21 protein-coding genes and 1 tRNA gene are annotated in these 26,275 nt (G+C 33.6%); 5 read left to right on the top strand and 17 right to left on the bottom strand.

Going from position 1 to position 26,275, the window contains the following annotated elements; genetic code table 11:
- Positions 1-42 precede the first annotated feature (42 nt).
- Positions 43-1,038, bottom strand: a complete 996-nt coding sequence (gene dusB, locus BBI01_RS13035) for a tRNA dihydrouridine synthase DusB (RefSeq protein WP_065395103.1) — start codon at positions 1,036-1,038, stop codon at positions 43-45.
- A gap of 196 nt (positions 1,039-1,234) precedes the next feature.
- On the opposite strand from dusB, the gene BBI01_RS13030 reads away from it, so the two are divergent.
- On the top strand, positions 1,235-3,007 hold the full coding sequence (locus tag BBI01_RS13030; protein ID WP_065395102.1) for a T9SS type A sorting domain-containing protein: 1,773 nt from the start codon (positions 1,235-1,237) through the stop codon (positions 3,005-3,007).
- A gap of 79 nt (positions 3,008-3,086) precedes the next feature.
- On the opposite strand, the gene BBI01_RS13025 is transcribed toward BBI01_RS13030, so the two are convergent.
- On the bottom strand, positions 3,087-6,314 hold the full coding sequence (locus BBI01_RS13025) for a DUF8818 domain-containing protein (protein ID WP_083190103.1): 3,228 nt from the start codon (positions 6,312-6,314) through the stop codon (positions 3,087-3,089).
- A 151-nt stretch (positions 6,315-6,465) separates the two neighbouring features.
- Here BBI01_RS13025 and BBI01_RS13020 point away from each other — a divergent pair, with 151 nt between their 5' ends.
- The 3 genes from BBI01_RS13020 to BBI01_RS13010 all read left to right on the top strand — a co-directional run bounded on the left by BBI01_RS13020 (position 6,466) and on the right by BBI01_RS13010 (position 9,200).
- A complete protein-coding gene (locus BBI01_RS13020; protein WP_065395101.1) occupies positions 6,466-7,248 on the top strand; it encodes a T9SS type A sorting domain-containing protein in 783 nt (260 codons plus the stop codon).
- 93 nt (positions 7,249-7,341) lie between these two features.
- On the top strand, positions 7,342-8,223 hold the full coding sequence (locus BBI01_RS13015) for a T9SS type A sorting domain-containing protein (RefSeq protein ID WP_065395100.1): 882 nt from the start codon (positions 7,342-7,344) through the stop codon (positions 8,221-8,223).
- A 167-nt stretch (positions 8,224-8,390) separates the two neighbouring features.
- Positions 8,391-9,200, top strand: a complete 810-nt coding sequence (locus tag BBI01_RS13010) for a T9SS type A sorting domain-containing protein (RefSeq protein ID WP_065395099.1) — start codon at positions 8,391-8,393, stop codon at positions 9,198-9,200.
- A 55-nt stretch (positions 9,201-9,255) separates the two neighbouring features.
- On the opposite strand, the gene BBI01_RS13005 is transcribed toward BBI01_RS13010, so the two are convergent.
- The 8 genes from BBI01_RS13005 to BBI01_RS12970 all read right to left on the bottom strand — a co-directional run bounded on the left by BBI01_RS13005 (position 9,256) and on the right by BBI01_RS12970 (position 18,555).
- Entirely contained in the window at positions 9,256-12,078 is a 2,823-nt protein-coding gene (locus BBI01_RS13005) for a gluzincin family metallopeptidase (RefSeq protein WP_065395098.1), read from the bottom strand.
- Positions 12,079-12,131: 53 nt separating this feature from the next.
- Positions 12,132-13,511, bottom strand: a complete 1,380-nt coding sequence (gene pyrF / locus BBI01_RS13000; protein WP_065395097.1) for an orotidine-5'-phosphate decarboxylase — start codon at positions 13,509-13,511, stop codon at positions 12,132-12,134.
- A gap of 122 nt (positions 13,512-13,633) precedes the next feature.
- Positions 13,634-13,975 (bottom strand): YkvA family protein, encoded by a 342-nt coding sequence (locus tag BBI01_RS12995; RefSeq protein ID WP_065395096.1) that lies wholly within the window; start codon positions 13,973-13,975, stop codon positions 13,634-13,636.
- Positions 13,976-14,058: 83 nt separating this feature from the next.
- Complete coding sequence (locus tag BBI01_RS12990) at positions 14,059-14,598, bottom strand: TlpA family protein disulfide reductase (RefSeq protein WP_065395095.1); 540 nt, start codon at positions 14,596-14,598, stop codon at positions 14,059-14,061.
- Between the two features lie 10 nt (positions 14,599-14,608).
- Complete coding sequence (locus tag BBI01_RS12985; protein ID WP_065395094.1) at positions 14,609-15,172, bottom strand: thioredoxin family protein; 564 nt, start codon at positions 15,170-15,172, stop codon at positions 14,609-14,611.
- Positions 15,173-15,189: 17 nt separating this feature from the next.
- Positions 15,190-16,260, bottom strand: a complete 1,071-nt coding sequence (gene aroC / locus BBI01_RS12980; RefSeq protein ID WP_065395093.1) for a chorismate synthase — start codon at positions 16,258-16,260, stop codon at positions 15,190-15,192.
- A gap of 50 nt (positions 16,261-16,310) precedes the next feature.
- Positions 16,311-17,945, bottom strand: coding sequence for an LIC_10190 family membrane protein (locus BBI01_RS12975; RefSeq protein WP_065395092.1), 1,635 nt, complete (start codon positions 17,943-17,945; stop codon positions 16,311-16,313).
- Positions 17,946-17,997: 52 nt separating this feature from the next.
- Entirely contained in the window at positions 17,998-18,555 is a 558-nt protein-coding gene (locus BBI01_RS12970) for a YMGG-like glycine zipper-containing protein (protein ID WP_065395091.1), read from the bottom strand.
- A gap of 338 nt (positions 18,556-18,893) precedes the next feature.
- Between BBI01_RS12970 and BBI01_RS12965 the strand changes: the two genes are divergently transcribed.
- Positions 18,894-19,334, top strand: coding sequence for a hypothetical protein (locus tag BBI01_RS12965; RefSeq protein ID WP_065395090.1), 441 nt, complete (start codon positions 18,894-18,896; stop codon positions 19,332-19,334).
- Between the two features lie 379 nt (positions 19,335-19,713).
- Here the strand turns inward: BBI01_RS12965 and BBI01_RS12960 are convergent, their stop codons facing one another.
- The 7 genes from BBI01_RS12960 to BBI01_RS12930 form a co-directional block, all read right to left on the bottom strand.
- On the bottom strand, positions 19,714-20,544 hold the full coding sequence (locus BBI01_RS12960) for a glycosyltransferase family 2 protein (RefSeq protein WP_228394005.1): 831 nt from the start codon (positions 20,542-20,544) through the stop codon (positions 19,714-19,716).
- A 286-nt stretch (positions 20,545-20,830) separates the two neighbouring features.
- A complete protein-coding gene (locus BBI01_RS12955; protein ID WP_065395089.1) occupies positions 20,831-21,058 on the bottom strand; it encodes a glutathione synthase in 228 nt (75 codons plus the stop codon).
- A gap of 854 nt (positions 21,059-21,912) precedes the next feature.
- A tRNA-Cys gene (locus BBI01_RS12950) sits at positions 21,913-21,983 on the bottom strand.
- A gap of 269 nt (positions 21,984-22,252) precedes the next feature.
- The gene (locus BBI01_RS12945) at positions 22,253-23,617 is read right to left on the bottom strand and encodes a DUF4403 family protein (protein ID WP_065395088.1); all 1,365 of its coding nucleotides are present in this window, start codon (positions 23,615-23,617) and stop codon (positions 22,253-22,255) included.
- Between the two features lie 34 nt (positions 23,618-23,651).
- On the bottom strand, positions 23,652-24,020 hold the full coding sequence (gene folB, locus BBI01_RS12940) for a dihydroneopterin aldolase (RefSeq protein WP_065395087.1): 369 nt from the start codon (positions 24,018-24,020) through the stop codon (positions 23,652-23,654).
- Between the two features lie 5 nt (positions 24,021-24,025).
- Positions 24,026-25,330, bottom strand: coding sequence for a threonine synthase (gene thrC / locus BBI01_RS12935; protein ID WP_065395086.1), 1,305 nt, complete (start codon positions 25,328-25,330; stop codon positions 24,026-24,028).
- Between the two features lie 20 nt (positions 25,331-25,350).
- Positions 25,351-26,271, bottom strand: a complete 921-nt coding sequence (locus BBI01_RS12930) for a homoserine kinase (RefSeq protein ID WP_065395085.1) — start codon at positions 26,269-26,271, stop codon at positions 25,351-25,353.
- Positions 26,272-26,275: the final 4 nt, after the last annotated feature.

The following is a 26,275-nucleotide window of genomic DNA, read 5'->3' as shown; positions in this document are numbered from 1 at the left end:
AAGAATAAAAAAACCATCAAATTTATTTGATGGTTTTTACTTTTATACCTGTTCTTGATATTGTTCGTAGAAATGTTGGGTTTCTTTAATTAAAGCATCCATCTCTTCTAATGTGAATACTTCAAGGAATCTCTTTCTGAATTCTTTAAAGTGAGGAACTCCTCTGAAATAATTACTGTAATGTTGTCTCATTTCAACCAATCCTAATCTCTCTCCTTTCCATTCAGCGCTCCATTCAGCATGTTGACGTACAGCAAGAAGGCGGTCTGAAATAGTTGGAGCAGGTAAATGTTCACCTGTTTTAAAGAAATGCTTGATCTCATTGAATATCCAAGGATACCCAATAGCAGCACGCCCAATCATGATTCCGTCACAGGCGTATTTTTGTTTGTATTCCAACGCTTTTTCCGGAGAATCAATATCACCGTTTCCAAAAATTGGAATTTCAATATTAGGGTTTTGTTTAATTCTTGAAATATGTTCCCAGTCTGCTTCTCCCTTGTACATTTGTGCACGGGTTCTGGCATGTATAGTAAGAGCTTTAATTCCTGTTTCCTGAAGACGTTCTGCTACTTCATCAATATTGATACTTGTGCTATCCCATCCTAAACGGGTTTTTACGGTTACAGGAAGGTGGGTAGAGCTTACTACAGCTTTAGTAAGGCGAACCATAAGATCAATATCCTTCAATACTCCGGCTCCGGCTCCTTTGCATACTACTTTTTTTACCGGGCAACCAAAGTTAATATCAACAAGGTCGGGATTTACTGTCTCAACAATTCTAGCAGACATTGCCATAGCTTCTTCATCACCACCAAAGATCTGAATACCTACAGGTCTTTCATAATCGAAGATATCCAGCTTTTTACGGCTTTTAATTGCATCACGAATCAACCCTTCGGAAGAAATAAATTCCGAATACATTAAGTCTGCACCGTGCATTTTACACAAACGTCTGAACGGAGGATCACTTACGTCTTCCATTGGAGCCAGCAAAAGTGGAAATTCCGGCAGTTCTATGTTGCCTATTTTTATCATGGTGCAAATTTACGAAATTCTTAAAAAATGATTTTATGCTATTTTAATGATCTTCCGTGTTTTACATTTTTTACATCTGTTTATGATGGTTGTGTGTTTTTTGTTTAAGTAAATTGAATTTTATTTGATTGATTTTCAGTTATTTTTGAATTTTAATGAAAATGTTTTTATATATTTAATAATAAAATTAATAAGTATGAACAAAATTTTACTTTGCTTAGTAACATGTCTTGCAGCATCTGAATTGAATGCACAGGTTAGTTTATCAGCTACGGCAGGTACAACTACGGGAACTTATACTACATTAATGAGTGCTTTTGAAGCTATTAATGCAGGGACACATCAAGGGGCTATTACAATTGATATTACTGCTGACGTAACGGAGACCACTACAGCCGTTCTGAATGCCAGCAGCGGGACTTCAAATTATTCTTCTGTTCTTGTAAAACCTGCAACAGGGGTAAATGCTACTATTTCAGGAGCAAGCCCTGTAGGTATTATTAAAGTGAATGGAGGAGATAATTTAACGATTGAAGGAAGCAATAACGGAACTTCTTCAAGAAATTTAACCATTAGCAATACTTTTACGGCTATTACAGGAACATCACCCGCTGTTGTTGTAATAACAAGTACCGCAACAGACGGTTCTGATAATATTACTGTAAGAAATACAAATATTGCAGGATCTAGTTCTACAGGAACAATAGCTGGGATTATTGTAGCCGGATCTACATTAGGAGCAGCAGAGGTCTCCAATAATAACTTTACTGCTATTAATAATACTTTTGTAAGAGCCCAGAACGGCATATTTGCTATAGGTAATGCAACTGTTACAGCGGGTGGTTATATTATTAAAAATAATGTTATCGGATCTACAGTAGTAGCTGATAAAATGTTGTTCAGAGGAATTGCTTTGCAACATGCCCAGAACTTTGAGATTAGTGGAAATACGATTACTGGTGTTGTATTAGTACCTACTTCTATCGCTATTGCTTCTGGAATTTTGGTTGGTGCCAACGTTTTGAATGGAAATGTTTTCAATAATAAGATTTCCGAGGTAAGAAGTACAAATACAGCAGGATATGGAGCAGCCGGAATCTATTTGAATTCAAGCAATATAGCTTCAAATATTTCAGTATATAATAATATAGTAAGTGGAGTGGCGGGATATGGCTACAATGGTGGTGGTACCGTTGCTGATAATGGAAATGGGATAGCAATTAATAATGGTGGCGGCTATAAACTTTATTACAATACTGTAGTGATGAATGTTAACCAATCCGTGGCGGGAAGACCTGCGGCATTAAATATAAGTACGCCTATTACAGCTGCTGAAGCTTTAGATATAAAGAATAATATCTTTGTAAATTCCCAGACTCAAGCTGGAGAGAAATACGTACTTTATTCTGCTGCACCTAGTACTATATTTAGTATTAACAATAATAATTACTTCTCTTCAGGAACTAATTTAGGGTATATTGGAGGTGCGGCAAAAGCTACCCTCGCTGATATACAGACGGCATTCGGAGGAAATACTAATTCTTTGAACGTTTTACCTGTATTTGTATCTACAACAGATTTTCATATATCTAATTCAGGAAATGTAGCTTTAGACAATAAAGGAACTCCGATTGCCGGAATAACTTTAGATGCTGATGGAAATACAAGAAATGCAACAACACCAGATCTTGGAGCCTTTGAGTTTACAGTAGAATCTATGGCAGTGAATGATGTTTCTAAAAAGAAAATAAATCTTTATCCAAATCCTGTAGTTGATTATCTTTATATTAACAATGATGGAAAAATCAGAAATGTTGAAGTATATAATATTTCAGGGCAGAAAGTATTAAATGAAACTGTAAATGCTGAAAAAGCATCTGTAGATATGAGAAAAGTACCAGTAGGTGTCTATATTCTAAAAGTAAATACTGAACGAGGATCAGAGTCTACTAAGATCATTAAAAAATAAAAACTTATTTCATAAAGTAATCCCCGATATTCCAATATCGGGGATTTTTATATAATTAAAATAGATTGATGTCAGTTCTTTAGAAACTCGCTTTTACCTGCATACTTCCAATATGAATGGTTCTTTCTCCAGAATTTCTTCCCTCATAATTTAAATTCAACTGAATAAATGAATTAAGAGCTTGCTGAATAAACACACTCCAAACCTGGTTTTTTCCGGGCTTTAGTCCGTCAAGCATCTGGTTTCCTACGATACTGAAATTATTTCCGGTGAAATTATTATTGATAAACGAGAAGTTTCCACGGATAGACGTTTTTCTGTATTCCCATTGGATTGTTCCAGTAATATCAAATGCTTTTAATAATTCTTCACCATCCAGTCTTTGCTTCTGGCGATAAGCGGACGATAGTTCAGCCTGAAGTGCATCCGTAAATTTATAGGTAGCTTTAGGTTTGGTTTCAAAATTATTTAAATGAAAATCTCTTGTTGCAAAAAGCTGTGAAGAGTTTTTGATATCATGAACTGAGTTTTCCCAATCGACCCTGAATTCTTTATTGAACCAATATCCTATATTCAGGAAATGAGAAGTTTGTTCTCTTTCTTCATTACTGAAATTGGCATTAATAAGGTTATCATTGGTAATGAATCTATAATTTCCGTTCCAGCCGGATTTTTCCGTTGGGTTAAACTGTACAGACGCTAGAATATTTTGGTTTTTAAGAATCTGATCACTATTTTTTTCAAACGGATTAAGGACTAAAACCTTATCTTTTTTATAGAATGAATTTTGAGAATTCAAGGAAATATTAAAATTCCAACGTTTTAAAAATGCATTCTCAGAGTTAAGAATAATTGCCGGATTTACAAATAATGCAAGCTGTAATTTATTCTTATTAGAAGGAATATATCGTACAGAATTAGTATAAATCCTGATATATTGTGCTAGATCGGAATATTCTGCAATCTCAAACTCATCAAGCTGCTGAATACCATCACCGTTATAATCTGTCCATTTATAAACACCTTGTCCGTCAGTTACTTTAATATATTGGAATTCCCTCTGAGCTTCCTGTCCATTTCCAAGTTCGTAGAAAGCCTGAAGTCTCATCCCATTTTTGAAAAGCTGTTGGTTGTAAAGTAAATTTCCAACAACGAAATCATTATTTCTTGATACATCACCTTCCGCACTTTGATAGAAGAATTTTCTATAATGAATTAGAGCATTTAAACTGGTTCTTTCTGTTTTGATAATCTGACTTTCTGCCATGATTCCCAAAATATTATTCATACTTTGAAGTCTGTTATCTCGTACAGAGTCATTATCTCTCATGTAAACCTTTGCAAGTAATTTTGTACGGGTACTGTCTCCGATTTTCTTTTGCACAAAAAGTTCTCTCCAGCTGAAACTTGTAACATCCATCAGTTGAGTATCATTATACTTCTTTTCATTGTGTTCCATGCTTCCACCGATAGTCCAGCTGCCTTTTTTTCCAGTAAACTCTGTAGACACACCACCACGAATGAACTTGGTATCCTGCAGTATCGCATTTGAGCTCAGATAAGAAAGGTTTCCTTTTGTAAAGAAACGTCCTGTTATCCAGCCAAAGTCCAGATCATTTTTTAACCCCTTGTAAGAATCTTGTTCATCTAAATAATTGATACGATAATTTAAAGTAGATTTATTATTCCATTTATTTAAAAAGCTAAAAATAAATCTGTTTTGAGTTTTTTTATTAAATTCCTGTGCAAGGTTGAAATCTCTGGAAAACTCTACATCGTTGATACGATCCAGAATGTGAAACTGTTTATCTATATATTGATATTCAAAACTAGGAGTTCCTTTCCAGGAATTTTTGGTAAAGCTTTTATTCCCGAAGATACGCCATGCATATCCCGTGTTTTGATTAGAATCTTTCGATGAAAACAGATTGATATCATAATTACTCAAAGAAATATCTGCACCTATTTTACCCTCATTTAAAAGATATTCGGAATTAAGAGAGAATACCTGTGATTTTTGAGGAGAAGGCAGCTTTCTTACCGCTCTGTAATCTCCTGCATTAGGACCTACATATTCAAAGACACGTCCGTTATTAGTAGTCTGTGCAGTTTTATAATCCCCCAGATTTGCTCCAAAATAAGTAAAAGATACCTGATACAGTGTCTCATTAGAGTCTGTGGAAAATTCATAGAAATTTCCCGCTGGATTTAAACGGTATAAAATTTTATTAACATCATATTCCGTGACAACTCCCGAAGGGGCATACATCAGATTTGGATCATTTCCGGCATTAGCAAGAATTTGTTCATCTTCTTTAGATAAGCTTAAAGCAAGAGGTGCATTTTTGTTGTCGTTTTCCATGAACAAGTTCAAGCCGATTTTAAACTTTTCTCTCTGATGCTCAATCTTTCCGGTAAATAAATATCTGGAATAATTCCTGTTGGCGTAGTTATAGGAAATTGTGATGAAGTTCTGTTGGAAAATAGGACGGAAACTGGTAAAAGTTACTTCACCTGTGTTATAATTGATGATATAGTCCTGGTTTTCTCCTCGCTTCATTAAAATCCCGTCAATGAAAACCTGTTCTGAACCTGAAATCAATGTGATAAACTGCTCTCCGTTTTTTCCTGTCAGACGGTAAGGTCCCTGATTCCCTTCAATCCCCTGAAAACGAATTCTGTGAAATTCACTTCGTGCTACACCCGCAGAAATATCTAAAAAAGTTTTATTATCCTTGCCTATTTCTGTCTGAAACTGAATACCCATACTTCTTCTCTGGTATTTGGCAAAGTAATTTTTAGCCTCTACGAGATCAAGATGTCCAGCTCTAAGAATTGATTTATCCTTAATATTAAGCTGCATATAAATTTTATCAAACTCTTCAAGGGTTTGAGTATAGCCATCAGCCTGAATAGGTAAATTATGATCTGAAATACTGGCTAAAATAGTAACATCTTTAGAAAGTCGTCCGGAAATCTGAAGATCCATAGAACTTTGAACAGATTGCCCTTGGTTATTCCCAAAAGTGATTCCACGAATAATGGAACCTTTAGAGTTTAGCTCTCCTAAAAATCTTTTTTTATCATTTTTGGCAAGTACTGCTTCATCAATAATGACTCTGTTATTCGTACGGATAAAGTCTAGGGTGTCTTTAGCAAAAATATCCTGTTCCAGTTTTGCTGCGAGTATGCTGTCTTTTTTAATACTGTCTTCAGGAACGTTAGGGTTTTTCCACGAGAAGACCTGAGCATTTCCTGAAAATATGCCTAAAAAGAAGAATACGAATAGGATAATAAAATTCCGCAAGTCCTGAAAAATAATTCGTAAAAATAATTAAAAAATGTTAACAGTGACGGTCCAACTATTATTAACAGAAATTTAATTTAATTATTGTGATGCCAAAAAAAATAAATGTAATTTAGCCCTCGAAATTATTAATTATTAGAATTTTATAATCATGAAAAAACTTTATTCGTTATTGGCAACTACTATGCTTACAGGTGTAGTGTTTGCTCAAACTACTATTTATTCTGAAAACATGGGTACTACTACCAGTACAAAGACTATTGCAGCTAATACTTTTCAAAATGCAAGCCCAATAAGTTATCAAGGAAGTGGTGATGTCAGAGCTACTAATATTTCATCCGGTTATGCACAGTCTTCAGGTGGTGCTAACGTGATGATAAATACAACTGATGAAACTTTCATTATTTCAGGAATAAATACTTCAAATTATGAAGATATTCAACTTTTTTTAGGGCAAAGAAAAGGATCAACTTCTGCTAATAATGAGCTAAAAATAGAAGTGAGTGCAGATGGAACTAATTGGACATTACTTTCCTACACAAGACCTACAGGAAATGGTACTTCAAATTGGCTTTACATTAATCCTACAGGAACTATCCCTGCAACATCTAATCTAAGAGTTAAATTCACAGGGACAAACGATGTAGAATGGAGATTAGATGATGTTAGAATAACAGGAACTGCTGCATCATTAGCAACTTCTGATGTAACTAAATCTAAAAAAGTTTTTGTTAAAAATACTTCTGTAGACAATGAAATCTATTTTGGAATTAAATCTGATGTAAAGATTTTCAATGTAAACGGGCAGGTAGTAAAAACAGGATCAATTTCTGAAAATGGATCATTAAATGTTGCTGAATTACAAAAGGGAATTTATTTCGTTACTGGAACTGTAAACGGGAAAATTGTTTCAGAAAAAATTATTAAAAAGTAATAAATTAACTAATTGTTAAATATATACCGTTATTTTTTTAAGTAACGGTTTTTTTGTATTTTTATTCTATAAATTTTAAAAAAAAATTATTTTATGAAAAAGATCTTTACTATTTTAGGATTAATTTCCGTAGCAGCATCTATGAATGCTCAGATTGTGATTAATGAAGTGTATGGCGGTGGCGGAAATGCTGGGGCTACGTTAAAGAATGATTTTGTTGAGTTAATTAACAATGGATCTTCTGTGGTAACTCTTACAGGGGCTTACCTACAATATGCCTCCACAAATGGAGCATTTGGACCAAGTGGCAGTAATAATAATCCCCTTAACAATAAGTTAGCATTGCCATTAATTACGCTAAACCCAGGACAAAAATATTTGATACAATTAGCTGCAGGAAATGGAGGAACTCAAAATTTACCTACTCCTGATTTTGCACCTAGTGGTACAGCTTTTCCTAATCAACCTTTAGGACTGTCTGGATCAGGCGGGAAAATTGCTTTGACTTCTGATAGTGAAAATCCTACTGCTGCCAATGGTTCAAATGTTATTGACTTTGTCGGTTGGGGAGCGAGTGGAGTAAGTTTATTTGAAGGTGCCGGAGCAGCTCCTGCTACTAGTAATACTACATCTATTTCACGTACTAATGGTATTGATACTAATAATAATAATGCTGACTTTACTGCTGGAACTCCAACTCCTGAAAATTCAAATACAGGAAGTCTTGCTGTTACAGAAATCAGCAGAGGAAAGTCTTCAAACTTTGTAAAAAACACTTTCGTAAAAAACAACGAAATCACTTTCGGAGCTGATGTGAAAGATGTAAAAGTTTTCAACATGTTCGGACAGGTAGTAAAAGAAGCTTCTGTAAAACAAAACGGAACTGTAAACGTTGCTGAATTAGCTAAAGGAACTTATATCGTAACAGGTACTGTAAACAAAGAAGCAGTATCTCAAAAAATCTTAAAAGACTAATTCGTTTTTAGATAAAAATAGAATCCAGCCATTTCGAAGAAATGGCTGGATTTTTTTATTATAATTACTTCATTATTCCATGAATATATCCGGTATTTATTGTATATTTCCCAATCTTGTGGTATCGTTTTTGTTTTTTTACCACAATCACCTGTAAAAATATTGAGATGAAAAAAATCTTTACTATTGCCGGATTAGTACTGATAACAACGCTTACAAATGCACAGATTGTTATCAATGAAATTTACGGAGGTAATGAAAGCTCCGGATCGGTTTTTAAAAATAATTATATCGTTCTTAAAAATATAGGGACCACATTGATTTCCTTAACGGGAGCAAGCATACAATATGCACCGGCAATTGGTGCGTTTACCCAATATCATACATTACCGAATTTTACTTTAGGACCTAATGAAACTTATCTTATTCAGGAAGCTGCTATTGATGGTGGGGTAGAAAGTTTACCTACTCCCAATTTTATAGCAACAACTGTTACAAATTTTGACGGAACTCCTAATAAATCTGTTGGGATAAAAATTTCCAGTACATCAGGGAAAGTGGCTTTAGCTGGAAATATTATTCAGGTTGCAAATCCTGGTTCATCTAATGTTTTGGATTTTGTAGGTTATGGAGCTAATGCAGATCAGTTTAAGGGTGATGGTCCAGCTCCTTCTCCAACAGCATCAACGGCTATCAGAAGAACTTTTGATAATAATGGTGATAATAGAGCAGACTTTTCAGCGGAGGGAATGGCAAAATCTGGTTTTGTACAAAATCCTTTTGTAAAAGATGGAAAGGTTGTATTCGACATGGAAATAAAGGATGTAAAAGTATATGACTCATACAGGCAGGTGGTGAAAAAATCTCCTACGAAATTTGCTTTAAATATTGATATCACAGAGCTTCCGAAAGGTGCATATATTGTCACCGGAACTATTAATAATGCCCCTATTTCACAAAAAATTATTAAAGATTAGTTTTACACATATTGAAAAAGAAAGAACTGCTTATCGTAAGCAGTTCTTTTTTATATTAATACCATCCTCGTCTTGCCGCATTGATGATGGAACCGAGGTTAAGAACCAAAGTATACCTGATACGTTTCGCATAATCCTTAAATGACGGCTCAAATCCCAATGAAGACTGTATAGGGAAATACACTTCAAGAAAATCAGGAATGATTCTTACCTTGATGCCACTATCCCAAATGAATTTTGTTGGAAAATCTTTATTTTTATATACTCCTGCATCCGCATACACATGGAATATTTTCCAGATACTGGAATCTACATTCACAGACGTGATCCAGTGATTAACACTTCCAGGAAGAAAAGACTTAAATCCTCCGTCTGCAAGGATAAACTGTTGTGAAAGAAGTCCGCTGCTGGCACTTTCTCCTAAAAGATTATAGGAAAATGTATAGTTGGAAACCCTTGAAATTCCATAGTTAAATAAGTTATTTCGGGTATCGTTTCTTAAAAAGTATCCGGCAAATAAACGAACACTCAATTTCTGTTTTGGAGCAAATTCCCATCTGTAAAATCCTTCAGCAGTAATTTTATTGAAATCCTCCATACCCTGTGTACTCAAGCTTAAGCTTTTTTCATGAATCATCTGGCTGTCGCTGTAGCTATAACCAAGCCCCCAAAGATTGTATTTTTTGTAATCATCATTGGCTATCATTTTCGGACTCAGATCTCTTTCAAAATAATTGTAAGAAAACCCGATGCTTCTGCTTACGGTACTTCTTGGGTTCTTTCTAAAGCTTAATGTTGAAAATGCAGAAGCTTTTCTGTAAGCAAGATCATAATCATAATGAAAATAAGAGCCTGAAACCCCAAATGTAAGACTTCTTATAACACTTTCAGCCGGAAGGAAAGAGTAGGAGACTGCTCCGGAACCAGTAAGCTTTCCTGTTCCGGTACTATAGGTTGGAGTAAATGAATACAGAAATTTCTGGTCAAAGAATGACTGATTTTTTAAATTAACTCCAAGTAAAAATTTATCATACGTATTGTTAAAACGTACTCTTGGGCTGATGTAAATTTCGTTGTATTCAGGGTTAGGGATATCCTTGATTAGTTTAAGCTTAAGCTTTTTTGTATTCGAAAATATACCTTTCGCATAAAGGAAATTATCCCTGTAGCTGGATTCAGGGAAAATATAACCGCTGTTTAATGTGACTTTATAAATATTATCTGATGCGGGTAATGAAAAGTCTTTACTTCTTTCATTTTCCTCTGTTTCTATCCAATATGCTTTTTTTTCTCCGTTTCTGGTTTCAGTTTCAAGTTTTACAGGAATAGGAGCATCTGTATTTTTAGCAATTTTGATCTGCAGAGAATCATTTTCCTTTGTAATACGTTTCAACTTAAAATTGACTCTGTTTTTCTGTTTGAAAAACTGAGACAGATAATGGGTTGTTTTCTCCTTTTGAGCCAGGTCCTTCAGAAAATCATCGGGATCAATTCTCTTTCCTGTATTTTGTGAAACGTAGTTTTTTATAAGATCGTTGAATGTCTGATCTCCCATTTTATCCGCAGAGTAATTAAATAGACTTCCTGTTTCAAAGCTGCTTATCGCCATATCATTGAAATTACTCAGTACTCCAAAATCTTCATCTATTTTCTGATCCAGGTTTTGAAGCATAATGTATTGATAGGCAAGTCCATATCGATCCAGAAGTTTTACTTTTGAAGCATGAAAGAATTTTAAAGGCTTGATTCCGAATATCTTTGATTCTGGTAGCGTTCCCAAAAGTTTGGTGTCCTTATAGAATTTTTTCAGATATTGAATTTCAAGGTATGATTTCAAACCATTTTTAAACCAGTGATCTTTTTGTTTATCAGCAATAATGTTTTCATCAAGAATTTTTTTCGTGATGATTCCAAAATAATCGAGATCTGTTTTTTCAGCATCTGTAAACAATTGGAATCTGAATTTCCAAAAAGTAATATCATTATTCCCGAAAAAATCTTCCTTTGCTCTGAATTTATCTGAAATAAAGAGACTCTTAGGAAGAGAACCTATTTTCTCTTTTAAAAATTTTAAATGAAGAGGTAAGTAAAATTCAAGGTTCTGTTTTTCATCAGGTTTAAGATTATAACCGAATTTGATTTCTGTATCTGTACCGTCAACATTGACTTTTATAATAGGAGAAGTATATGAGGAAATTGTAAACTCCGGATCTGAATCAAGGTAGCCTTTAAAAGAATTCATCTGGATTTGTGGTAAGTTACCCTCAATGAAAGTATTCACAGGAATATCAAAATTTATAGTCCAGAATGTATTAAAGCTTACGGGTTCTTCAATATCATGGTAGTTTCTCTGGGAAATATTGTCCGGATCAAAACGATCCGGAACAATAAAGAAATATTTTAATGCAATATTCTGTGCAGATGTACCATATCCCGTAAATTTTTTATCAGGAAGCTGCATTCTGTACTGCAATTGCAAAGTAATGCTTTCGCCTGGTTTTAATGCGTTTTTCAGAGGAATAAATAGATTTTCATCTGTAATCATATTGACAGGAATTTCCTGATTTTCTGAATTCTTAATGTTCAGCTCAAGAAGTTTTCCCAGTTCATCATTTTTTGCAAAATGCAGATCATTATTCCTGTCTTCCAGTTTTCTGTAGACTAAAGAAGTTCCACGTCTGTTATATGTGGAAACCCAATTCAAAAGTTTTACAGTATTCAGGTCTTTGTCTGAATGATTGTAGTAAACTATTTCCTGATTGACCTCAAAGGTTTTCCTGTCAGGAGATAGTTTCGCTCCAATATAAATACTGTCATTCTGTGCGGAAATCTTAATAATTCCACAAAACAAAATAAGGCAAAGGCTGATCTTTTTCAAATATCCGTGATAAAGCTCAAATATAACTTATTTTGTATATACTTTCTAGAATTTTAATTCTGAATTGCTTTTTTTTCCAAAGAATTAATATAAGCATTCCAACCTTCAGTTTTATAAGTAACTGCAGCTGCGGCAGGATCTTCAGACTTGTAGATTCCTCTTCCTACGATGATGAAATCTGTATGTAAAGTTTTGAAAACATGCTCTGGAGTATTGTATTGCTGTCCTTTTCCGTCTCCTGAATCTGCAAGATTTACTCCTGGTGTGAATAATAAAAGATCTTCAGGGATTTTATTCTGAGATACTCCACCTATTACATTCGGGTGAGATGCTGCTACTTTTAAAGCTTCCTCACGATAGCTAGCTGTTGTTAATGCTCCTTTTGATGACATTCCAACAATTGCTACCACTCCTACATTTTTGAAACAGTCAAGTGATTCAAATCCTCCAATTACCTGAGAGGTTACGAAATCTGCCCAATCTGTGATTTTAAAAACTCCACTTGTGAATTGTAATTCCTGAGTGTTTCCAATATCTGCAAATTTTCTGTCCTCCATTAATAAGAACTGATGTTTTGCCGCAATGTCCTTTAGAGTAGTGATTGTCTTTTCATATTCAAAATCAGAAATAATATCGATATGCGTCTTTAATGCAATGATATGAGGACCTACTTTTTCAGCAAAATCAAGTAATTCCTGAGTGGTTGTAACATCAGCAGACGCAATAAGGTTCGATTTCTTTGCCAAAGCAGTCTCCAATAATTTCTTAGAAACAGAATGTTGAGCATTACTCAATTTTTGCTCATAAGATGCTCTGGTTTCCTCCTCAAACTGAATGTGATTCCCCAATAAGAAATCTTGAATTCTCTTCACTTCCTCATCAGACAGTTCACCAGTCTCCTGAAGAATTCCACATACCTCAGAAATATTGAAAAGAGTGTGTACTCTGTACCCTTTGCTTTCCAGTAATTGTTTTCCACCTTGCTCTCTGTCTAATACCACTACGATATCAGAAACTTTAAGGTCTTCCTGCTCTATTTCAGGAATAGTTTCCAGTAAAGATTTTCCGGAAGTAATCACGTCTTCTACCAATAGGCAGTTTTGCCCTTTCTGATAAATACCTTCAATCAATTTTTTGGTACCGTAGCTTTTCGCTTCTTTTCTTTTAATAATTAATGGAATATAGCTTTCCAGTGACATGGCAGTCGCCATAGGAAGAGCAGCGTAAGGAACTCCACAGATTAAATCAAAATTATCCAATGGAAGCATCTCCAATAAATAATTAGCAAGATTTTTTAAGATTTTAGGATCGGAAGCCAATGGTCTTAAGTCTACATAAAAAGGGCTTTCAATACCACTTTTTAAAGTAAACCTTCCAAATTTAATGATACCTAGCTTGTAGCACTCTAAGAAGAATTCTTTTTTACTTTCCATTATTTTTTATTAGATGTTGCAAATTTAAGGATTTGAAATAAGGCTTAAAAATTTATCGCCCATTTGCTTAATAAAAAACCATCCTGAAATACTCAGAATGGTCTTAAAAATATAATAAACTATTATTTTACGATTTCGGCATCAATGACTTGAGTGCCTTTATATTTTTGTTCAGCTTCCCAAAGTAAAAACTTGTCTACCTCTTTGATAAGTTTTGGAATCGTAAGGGATAAAACAGCAAGGTCATCCATTACTCCAAGTACAGGGATAGCAAATTCAGGAAGTAGGTCAATAGGGGAGATGACATATAAAATTCCTAAAAGCGGAAGAATAATGTCAATGGATTTCATTGGGTAAATACCTTTTCTCCACAATTTTACCATTCTGAAAATATCAGGGATCTTTTTGACAAAGCCCTTGTGATTGATGGCTTCTTTTGCAAGATTTAATTTTGAATATTTCATTTTGTGTTTGGATTTAAACAAATTTTTTAACGGTATAAATTTCACAAATCCTGTACCAACAAATTATAAAATTTAGTTAAAATTTATTTGATGATATTGTCAATAAACTGATGCACAGTTTCTGAGTCCCAATCTTTTGAAGCATCTTCCTTGATAAGGATTCTTCCTGTTTTATCTAAAAGAAAAGTGGTAGGAAATACTTTTGGAAGAATCTTTTCAGAAATAGGGCTTTGGGCGATATACACCGGAGCCGTATAATTATTTTCCTTTAAAAATTTTCTTACATCCTCTTCTTTATCATTCATAGCAATGAGTACAAAGTTTACATTTTCCTTTCTTGTCTCATATAATTTCTGAATGCTAGGCCATTCTTTTCTGCATGGCGGGCACCAGGTTCCCCAAAAATTCAGAAAAACAGCTTTATCCTTAAGGGTTTTAAGGTTGGTGCTTGGAACATTAATACCTTTAAGGTCTATGTCATAATCTTCTTCATTGATGTGTACTGCATTTTCAATAGTAGCAATAGGGAAAAACTGATTTTTCAGAAAATCCCTTACTCCTGGTATGAAAGCCACGATACCAATAACGGCAATTATTATTATATAAATGATACCTTTTTTCATATTCTGTTTTTTATAACAGATCTAAGATTTCCTGAACGGCATCTTTACCTCTGTTTTTAGCATAATAAATTTGCAGGTCATTATAGAAAGTATCTTTTGGATATCCTTCAGGATCTGCTTTGTATTTCATTAATAACTCATAACCATATTTAGGACGTGGTCCCCATGAATTTTTTACATTAAAATCCTTATCTAAAATAAGAACCTTAGGAATAGATTCCGTACCGTTGGTTAAAAATTGGTTGATCAGGCTTTTATCACTGTCTCTCAGAAAAACTCTGATGTCATTATGACCTTCAAAGAATTTAAAAAGCGCAGGAACCGTTGCACTGGCATCCCCACACCAAGCTTCAGAGATTACGAGAATTTTCCCATCAAAGTTTTTAGCTTCCAGTTCTTTTCTTTGGTCTTCATCCGGAACGTACTTTTTAACAGTTCTGTCCATTCTCTGAAGTCCAAGTTCGTAATATTGTTTAAAATCAGCTTCCTGTTCGTTAGCTGGATTTTCTAATCTTTCTTTTGCAATCTGAAGGTATTCTTCAAATGAAATTCCTTTATCCCAGTAATTTTTCATTACCAAAAATATTTATGTTAAAAATTATTGATATTTCTTGTTTTGTTGATCAAAAATAAATCAGCCAGTACAAATGCTGCAAGGCTTTCCACAACGGGAACAGCTCTTGGTACTACACATGGATCGTGACGTCCTTTTCCTTCTACAATTACAGGATTACCATCTTTATCAATGCTGTCCTGAGGTCTTAAAATAGTAGCCACCGGTTTGAATGCCACACGGAAATAGATATCCATTCCATTGGAAATACCACCTTGAATTCCTCCGGATAAATTTGACTTTGTAGTAAAGTCTGTGTTGAAAGCATCATTATGCTCCTTTCCTGTCATTTTTGCTCCACAGAAACCGCTTCCATATTCAAATCCCTTGCATGCATTGATATTCAGCATTGCTTTTGCCAATTCTGCCTGAAGTTTTGAAAATATTGGTTCACCAATTCCTACAGGAACATTTTTGATTACGCAGGTAATAGTTCCGCCAATCGTATTTCCTTCTTTTTTGATTTCCTTGATTCTGGCAATCATTTTTTCTGCTGTTTCAGCATCCGGACAACGAACATCATTACTTTCCGTTTGAGAAAAATCAAGAGCCTGATATGGTTTTTCACAGAAGATATCACCTACAGACGAAACATATGCATTGATCTCAATTTCAGGTAAAAGCTGTTTGGCAAGAGCTCCTGCCACTACCCAGTTCATGGTTTCCCTTGCAGAAGACTTCCCTCCGCCACGGTGATCTCTGAACCCAAATTTCTGATCATATGTAAAATCTGCATGACTAGGACGATATGCGCCAGCAATATGGTCATAATCCTTTGATTTCTGATTTTCATTTTCAATGATAAAACCGATGGGCGTACCTGTAGTTTTTCCATCAAAGATTCCTGAAAGAAACTTTACTGTGTCACTTTCTTTTCTTTGTGTAACAATAGCTGACTGTCCGGGTTTTCTTCGGTTCAGTTCATATTGAACTTTTTCAAGATCTACCGCTAAACCAGCCGGAAAATTATTAATGATACCGCCGTAAGCCACTCCGTGACTTTCTCCAAATGTTGTAAGACTAAGAAGATTACCTAATGTGTTGAACATAATACAAAATTACCTTTTTTTCTTCAGATAATAAAGTTTCTGGATTTGTTCTATTTATCAACGTTTTCGATAGTATTAATCACGGTTTCTGCTTCTCTTTTTTCCTCTGAAGTCATTCTTTTCCAGATAAATCCTTTGTTAATGTCATTTTTATCAATAAGCTGAGGAAAAATTCCGGCATTGATATCATCATAAATAAAGCTTTGAGAAATAGCGGGAAGGGGAGTATCAAAATTGTAAGGATAGTTTTTTGAAACATTGAATGGAAGATTCCCAACCTTCAAGTGATCAAATTTGCTGTATTGATAAACAGAAGGTTGATAAAGTTGTTTCTGTTTAAACCCGGTCATAAAGTTTCCAAGTTTAAAACTTGGGATAGCTTGTTGAATAAGGCTAGGAAAAGAAAGTAATGAAATAAATAATATACTGAGTGTTGAAAAAACTATGATTGATTTTTTTTTGTCAAAATACTCATAAAACAAAATAAAGAATATTACAAAGAATACATCAATGAAAAATCTGTATTGTGCAGAAAACATTAAAACGAGTATACTTTTTATCAGCAATGAAATACAGATCAATGTGATCAATTTTCTTTTTCGGATCCATGCAAAAAGAGAAAAAGAAATTAAACTAAGAATAAAAAGAATATTGATTATTGACTTTATACCCTTTAAAAAGAACCAGTTTTTAATATAATCAATTGCGGAAAACTTCTGGATTTCTTCATAAGAATATTGCATGTCATAGGTTTTCATAATGGCATATTGAGAAGATATTTTTAATACCTCAGGATTAGGTTTCCATGAAAAACCAAGATCAACTAATGCTACGGGGAATATAGGAAACCCAAATGTCCAGATATTTTTAAAGAAGTATAGCCCTAAAATTAAACCACCAAAAAGTAAATTTTTACTATTCGCTCTCAATATAAATATGTTATAAAGAAATATTACTATTGGTAGCCAGATCATCGTAGGTTTTATTGCAAAAACAAACATTGAGAAAGCAAAGAGTAGGGCAGCTTTTTTATTTCCTACAAGAATCTCATTTAAAATAATTAAAGAAAAAATCAGCACAGGCAGATCCGGACTTGGTGATTGAGAAAACAAGAGGAATATAGGTAAAGCACATAGCTGAATCCAGCTTTTTCTTTCAATAATATACAAGGTGTAAATGATCAGCAGGACAGAATTTATTCTTAGAAATGGATCTGAAAAATTTGAAAGTCCGGCTTGAAATATATGCCAGATCGACATTTGTCCTAAAATAAGATCGAGATTGGAAATTCCTTTAATTAGTCCATATTCCGTAATCCATTTGATCGTTGGAACGTAATACCCAAAATGATCTAAAATATAAGGATAAAACGAACCGGCAAATAAAATAATGAGAGAAGCAATTACCCCTAAAAAAAAATCTTTTCGTGTAAACTTATAAAATTCCAAATAAAGCTTTTCTTTGAAAAAATAGAATAATCCTAGAGAAATTGTAATGATCTCTACATAAATATTTAATGGAATAAAAAAAGAAATCAGAGTCCAAAGAATGCTTATTCCCATAATCCCGGATACTATTTTTCCAGAAATATCAGGAAATAAAGTTCCGAAAATATTTTCCATGACTTTTCCCAGTCCTGCTAGAGCTGGAATAATTAAAAGAGTGGAAAAAAGTAAAAGTATCATAAAAAAAGATTGCTTAAAAATAAGCAATCTTTATATGTTATTGTAAAAAATATTATCTGCGGGGTTGTACTCTTCCGTCCTTTCTATCCTGCGATCTACCGATTGTATATCCTGTAGCACCACCTACAACGCCACCGATCACGGCTCCGAGACCTCTGTTTTTCTTAGCAATGATAGCACCGGCAGCGGCGCCTCCTACAGTACCAATGATGGTTCCTTTAGCAGCTTTACTCATCCCTTTTTTCTGAGTTGTACCTTGTGAAGAACCATTTCCGTTATCTGCATATCCACCGTTACTGCCACCTCCGGAATTAGAATTAGAGCTTCTGTCTCTGTATACGGTTCTTGTTTCTCTGATTACTTTTGGTTTTGAATTATTTTCAGCAATAGCTTTAGCTTTTTTGCTTTCAGAGATACTGTCTGCTTTCTTCTGAGCTTCATACACTAGTTTTTCCTTTTCAATGGCTAGTTTTTGTCTTTCAATATCAAGCTGTCTTGCCTGGAATTCAAGTTTTTGTTGTTCCAGTGATTTCTCAGCAGTTCTGTCATCCTTCTTGCAGGCCGTTATCAAAAAAACAGATAAAAAACCTGCTGCTACTATCTTTTTCATAATTCAAATTTTAATAAGCTTAAGCCAAAACGGCTTTAGTTTTATTTTTATTTTCAATTATGGAGCCAAATTTTAGTTAAAGAAAGTTAAAGTTTATAATAAAAAAGAACCTATTCATTTAAAACCTTTATAAATTTCCTGTAAAGAAGGCATATTTTGAGGATTTGGTTATGAAGTTTGTGAGGGATATAAAAAATAATCTTTTTAGGATAGATTCATCATCGTTTTCTTTTTGGCTACGAAATTTTATTCATTGTATTTGTAATTTTTAGTTAATCAATAGTTTTTATTGAGTTCATTTAGATTGATTACTTTTGAACAACAAAATTACTTTTAATATGAGAAAATCAATTTTTACAGTTTCAGCTGTTCTTGGATTATTGGCTGTTACTACTTCGTTTTCTTCTACAGATGTAGTGGAAGGTCCAAAAGTTCGTTCAGAAGTATCAGATAAGAAAGTGGTAAAAACTTACCCTGTTCGTTATGGACTTCTTTCAAAGAGTGGAACAAAAATTCTTTCAGGTTCAGGATTTGATCTTGGAGGTTTTGTTGCAAAAAATACTGTTACAGGTGAAGAATATTTCAGTGACAGATATCATGACCGTGCACTTCCGCAGTTTTCTGAAGAGGATCTTCCTGAAGGAACTTATGAGTTTTCAGGAATTCAGGGACAAGGTGGCTGGGTAGGTTATGGAACGATAGTTGCTACAGTTTCTGATGAAAATTTAGATGCAGACGGATATATCACGATATATGTTCCGATTACATGGGAAGAATAACTTTGTGAAAACAAAAATATTTGTCTAAATTTACAATCCTCGAAAAGAGGATTTTTTTATCAAATCATGACTATAATAAATTATTCCGTTTATTGTATTTTGATATTTTATTAAAAAAAAATAACAAAATTTTTGAATTTGAATAATATTACAATATTCTGTTTGGATTTTTCTAAATAGATTTTTTTCATCATTTGTGTTTTTTGGGCCTCCTGAATGGGGGCCTTTTCTTTTGAAATTTTGCCCAATTAATGATCATATTTTTATTCCTCTTCACTTATCCTTGAGGATATATATTGGTTACAAATGAATTATAACCTAAAAAAATATTCTGTTATCCTTATAGTAAAAAACTCCTTAACGAGAGGAGTTTTTTTATTTAATGTTTTAAGGTAACTTTTATTTTATTAAACAGACGATGGATTTTATTAGTTTGATAATCTAGAAGCTGAAAGATTTCCTGAGGATTATCGTAGGTATCGGGAACTTTTTGATTATTTATCCTTGCAACTCCTCTTCTTTTCATGGTTTCGTGGATAACTTTTGCAAAGGAATCTTTCGCGCTTTGTTTTGCGCTTTGTTGGGAAATTCCTTTTGCGTGGAGTCTGTAGAAATATAAAGGTTCTTTAATGTATCTTACATCACCATGTTCGAGAATTTTTAAATATAAATCCTGATCTACAGCACTTTTTAATTCTGGATTGATCCCGGACGTTTTGAAATAAGTTTCTTTTTTAAAAGCAAAGAAATGGGCGAATTGAATAGGACAGTTGAAGAAGTAACGATCATTATATATCTGCTTGGTACTGGCGAAAATTTTATCGGGAATCAGTGTGTCATTGCATAGCATCATTTGAGAGTAAGAAGCAACAATATGATTCTTTAAAGTAAACTCATGAACTATTTTTTCCAGAGCTTCAGGATAGAGAGCATCGTCAGGATCTAGATAAGCACAAATTTCTCCATTTGCATATTTCATGCATTCCCTTTTGGTAAAGCCACATCCCTGATTTGTAGAGTTGTAGTAGGTCTTAAAGCGAGGATCGTTTTTTGTTAAGGATTCTATAATTTCCACAGAATTATCTGTAGAAGCGTCATCTACAATGATGGCTTCCCAATTTTGGAAGGTTTGACTAATTAAAGAGTTATAACAATCCTTAAAATACTTTCCATTATTATAGTGGGCTATAAGTATAGAAAATTTTATCACAGTTTTTTGAGTTAATTTTTGTAAATATATTAAATTTTGAGCATTAAATCCTTGTTTTTGGTCATAGGATATGTGCTTTTTTCTCTTATATTACAAGTATTACAAGGTGCTAAGGAATAATGTTAATACTTTATGAGTGTAGTCATAAATATGATAAAACGATTATATCTAATTTCGGGAAGGAATTAAAAAATTGATTTTATTTCTGATATAAAATTTTTTTTTCATCATTTGTGTTTTTTGAGGCCTCTTTCGGGAGGCTTTTTGGTTGTGATGCTCTCATATTTTATTCATCAAATAGAATTCTGCCATCAAAAGGATGGTCCCATGTTATAAATATGCTGTCATTGAGCCTATGTACCGGAGCTTGTATCATTTCGTATTCTCCTTTTTCATTTAATTTCTGTACAATAAGATTGATGCCTTCACCTATTTCATTTATTTTGAACTCAATCTGATATTGTTTTTCACTATTTTCTGTAAAATCTGTTGTGGTGAAATTTTTGTGTGACATGATTTTCGATTTAGAGGGTTTACTAAATAGAAGAATAAATTATGCCAATTAGTGAATTTTATAGGATGATTATATAAAGTGAAAGTTTTTGTTGAATTTATTTCATTTTACTAATTAATTAAATTTTTATTTTTTTTAAATTATATAATTTTCATGTATTTTTTTCTTAATGTATTTATTTGTTATTTAGATTCATTAAATATTGGTTATTTTTTTTTAATATATGTTAATTTATGTATTTGTCTGTAATAATAAAAAAGTGAATTTTTTAAAAAAAATGCATGTTTTTTCAAAATTTGTAAATCTTGGCACGATTTTTCAATATACAAACGCAACTCATGTTTAATTTGAGTTTTCATGGTTATTAGTTTTTATCCTCGGAATTTCCGAGGATTTTTTTTTGATTATATGACGGTACTCATAAAAAGTTAAGTATTCTTGTTATTACCTTTGAACAGATAATTTTCTATCCATCATTACTTTTTGTATTATTTATAGAGCTTCTCCAAGGAATAGAGAAGCTTTTTATATTGAAAAGATGTTGCTAATTGTTGAGAATGTTTTTTTATTTCGATTTTCTCATGGAAGGTAATGTTTTCTTTTTCCAGCTGAGAAATGTAAGCTTGCGTATTTTCTTTTCTGCTGTAAAGGAATACTTCGGTGGGAATAATGTCGCTACTTGCTGTTGGGATAGTCTCTTTATTTTCTTATGGTGTGTGGTTTTACTTTTTTCATGGGTAGGCTTTTTGCCAATTTGTAGAAAAAAGAATAATATGCTTTATGGATTTCCGTAAAACCCGAAACTTAAAGTATATACATAAAAAAACCTCTAAATAAAATTTAGAGGTTTTGTGAGGTACCTAGCGGATTCGAACCGCTGTAGATGGTGTTGCAGACCACTGCCTAGCCGCTCGGCCAAAGTACCATGTCTTACCATTTTTGAGGTGTGCAAATATAGTTAAATTTCTTTATGAACAAAAGTTTTTGTGAAATTTATTTGTTTTTTTTCCTCCTGTTTTTTGTTTGTATCTGTTTTTCAGTATTATAAATTTTATGACAGATTTTCCTTTATTATTCGCCTTATTTCAAATAGAGAGAAATATAGATGTGACAGAGAATTTTATAAAAAACAGAGCCTGGTTCTACAATAAAAAAAATGAGCAGCTGTTTCCTGGCTGCTCATATTATTAGCATTTAAAACCCGTTAACAAGAAGTTTTAATGTTGCATTAGTATCAATAACAGCAGTAATTCCTGTGCTGTTAAGAAGGATTTTGCTTGGTTTTAGGTTAAATACCTTTCCACTTATCTTTAAGCCTTTATAATATTCTTTATTGAAAGCTTCTTCAATACTTTTTCTAGAGGTTTCTTCGAGTTCCTGTGTAGGAATTCCATATTCTTCTTCAATCATTTTAATAATTTTCCCCTGAAACAGAACAGATGCCGTTTTTTGAAGAATATTCATTGTTTTCAGTTTGAATTTGGTGTCAGAAAGAACAATTTTCCTTTTGGCTTCATCATAAACAGGAATCCCTGAGATGACAGAGGTTCCTTTGATATAACCGTCAGTCTGGGCTTCAATGATAATTCTGTCATCTACTCCATATACTCTGATGTCTGTTACTTTTACCTTTGAGTCGCGAATGTCAAACTCTTTGTTTAGAAAAGTTTTTCGTGCCATATTACTGGCTTCGGTAAAAGGAATATTTGCAGTAGTTTGTAAAAGGAATTTATCTGCAACAGTAGGTGAGAAGTTAAAGTTTGCTGCTGAAGCCACAGGTAGAGATGCAGCTGGTTTATTTCCGGTAAAAGTTTCGGAATAAATATCAATACCAAGTGTTGCATTGATTTGATTTCCATAGAACTTTAAAGGGGTAATATTAACACCAACCGGGCTTATTTTTAACCATGTATTGTATTCTTCAGAAATATTGAATGGCTGTAAAAAAGTATTCCACGCCATTACGGCATATTGTTGGAAATTCAATTGAGTAGCCATTTGCTGATCTATAGTTTTACAGAATTTTTCCTGTTGTTCCTTAAGACTTTTCTCAACAATAGGTGTGATAGGGATCTGTATTCTTCCATAATCCAATACAGGTTTTGTTACCCATCGGAATCCATTCGGTCGGGTGCTGGTGGTAATTGTCCAGTTGTTTTTGAAAGTAACAGTTGTATTGAATGACATTACGGTTTCAAACGTTGTATTCTGGTAGGTATAAACACCAAGTGTCCCCAGCCCTTTTTCTGCCCATATTTTTAAGGGAACTTCAATCAAAAGATTCTGGCTTGTTCCTCCCACCAAACGAATTGGTCTTGTTTTCCAGACTTTTACTTTGAACTGATCATTATTGTTGTCTGTGTAAGAATCATCCTGATAGACAAGGTCTTTTACAGAAGCATTAATCATATTGCTGAGTTCCGACAATGGAATTGTCACAGGCATGGTAATGCTGGATTTTATCTTTGGAAAATTATAATTTGCCAATTGATTATCAACACCGGATTGACCAAAAATGTTGATAAATGTTACTAGAAATAATATTTTAAAGAGTCTCAATTTTGTATTTTTTTATAAAGCGAAAATAGTAATTTTAATTTTCCGGTTTGAATCCTTTTTCCAGTTCAATACTTGCGCCTTTCATTTCTCCCTGCATTGGCGGAGCTGTTTTGGTGATCTTAAGCTTGATATAATCGATTTGTGGAAAACGGGTATGAATTTTAGAAATAATTCTTCCTGCCACATGTTCCAGAAGTTTTGATTTGATCTTCATTTCCCCATGAAGAATACCATTGATGTCGGCATAACTTATAGTATCGTTCAGATCATCAGATTCTGAAGCCTTCCAAAGATCGGTATGAAGTTCTACATTTAAAATATAATAGGTACCAATAATGTTTTCTTCAGGTAAAACTCCGTGGTAGGCATATATTTTTACATCTTCAAGGTATATCTTGCTCATTGTTTCTAATTTTTATCAAGCAAAAATCGTCTTAATTCTTCAAAATCTGAATTTATTTCAATAGTTTTTTTCTCCTTTTTCATCAAATCATTAAGAGATGCAGGGATCTCAATTTTTGTTTTAACGGCTTTTTCTACTGCCTCAGGGAATTTCACTGGGTGAGCCGTTCCTAAAATGAATCCTTTTTTACCTGGATTTTCTTTGAGATATTGCTCTAATGAAGCAAATGCCACAGCGCTGTGCGGATCCAGAATATATTGGTGTTTTTCATAAACATCCGTAATTGTGTGTATGGTTTTTTGATCATCAATAGTGTATGCTGATACTTTATTTTTGAGAGTATCAAATTCATTATTAAAAAGTTCCAGAATTCTTACAAAATTACTGGGATCTCCTACATCCATAGCATTAGATAATGTGGCTAAGGCTTTTTTAGGAATAAAATTCCCTGTTTTGAAATATTGAGGGATAATATCATTAGAATTGCAGGCTGCAATAAAATGCTCTGTCGGAAGACCTCGTAAATGGGCAAGAAGTCCGGCACAGATGTTTCCGAAATTTCCACTTGGAACACATATTACAGGAGGTTCTTCTTCTGATTGTAGCCATTGTTTTAAAGCCAGTAGATAATAGATTTGCTGAGGAAGCCATCTCGCAATATTAATAGAATTGGCAGATGTTAAAAATAATTGACTATTGATTTCTTCGTTGGAAAAAGCCTGTTTTACTAAACTCTGACAATCATCAAAACTTCCGTTAACTTCTAATGCATAAATATTTTTTCCTAATGTAGTAAGTTGTTTTTCCTGTACGGGGCTTACTCTGTTTTTAGGATAGAGGATGACAACTTCAATTCCGGGAAGATCATAGAAACCATCAGCAACCGCACCACCTGTATCTCCTGAAGTAGCAACAAGAACAGTAACTTTTTTATCCTGATCTTTTAAAAAGTAAGATAAGCATCTACTCATAAATCGTGCCCCAACATCTTTAAAGGCTAGGGTAGGACCATGAAAAAGCTCCAGAATTGATATTTTATCATTTATTTTTTTCAACGGAATCTCAAAACTGACGGTTTCAGCAATAATATTTCTTAATACTTCAGAAGGAATTTCATCATTAATAAAAGCTTTCATACATTCATAAGTAATCTCCTCATCAGCATACTGTGAAAGATTTTGGATGAATTTTTCATCAAATTGCGGAATATTTTCGGGGAAGAATAATCCTTTTCTTTTCCCTTGTCCTTGTATGGTTGCAGTCTTGAAATTAACCTGTTCCTGACTGTCCTTTAAATTATAATATTTCATTTGTTTTTAATGTGATTGGGTTATTCAATGATTTCAATTCCGACTGGATTTATTTTTGAAACATATACAAAGCTTTCGATCTTCATTTCATCATATATTGATTTCATAAGTGCTGCAATTTTTTCAGCAGTTTCCTTTTGTTCTGCTAACATGAAGATAGAAGGTCCTGATCCTGAAATTCCACCACCAAGAGCTCCCATTTCAAGGCTTTTCTTTTTAACATCATCAAATCCGGGAATTAAAATACTTCGTACAGGTTCTATAATGATATCATTGAGACTTCTTCCGATCAGTGCAAAATCATTTTTCTGAATTCCGGCTACCAGCCCGGCAATATTTCCCCATTGTTCAACGGCATTTTTTAAAGTGATATTTTTTTTGAGTATCTGTCTTGAATCGGATGTTTTTACTTCCACCTGAGGATGTACTGCTGTTACAAACAAATCGGGGGAGTTCAAAGGAATAATATCTATAGGATCTGTTGACTTCACTAGCGTAATTCCTCCATAAATACAAGGTGCAATATTGTCGGCATGCCGTACTCCCGAGGCAAGTTCTTCTCCAAACATGGCGAAATGTATCATTTCATCTTTTGACATGATATTTCCTAATACAATATTGGCTCCCAGTGCGGCTCCGGCGGCGCTAGCCGCACTGGAGCCGAGCCCGCTTCCTGGTTTTATGTGTTTATGAATGATAACCTCAAAACCATTTTGTAAGTTAAAATGCTCCTGGATTTTTAAAAGTACAATTCCAGCAACGTTTTTAGATGGTTCTTCAGGAAGTCCGAACTGATCTTTATGTTTTATAATAACCTCAGGAGTTTCCAGTAATCGGATCTCCATTTCATCATAAGGTTCATGAATTGCCATCCCCAGAATATCAAACCCACAAACAAGATTAGCTACAGTAGCCGGGATTTTTAGTTTTACTTTTTTCATATTT

The organism is Chryseobacterium artocarpi (assembly GCF_001684975.1).
Classification (GTDB): domain Bacteria; phylum Bacteroidota; class Bacteroidia; order Flavobacteriales; family Weeksellaceae; genus Chryseobacterium; species Chryseobacterium artocarpi.
Note: the sequence above shows the minus strand (reverse complement) of the source record. Positions and strands in the feature narration are given on the sequence as shown.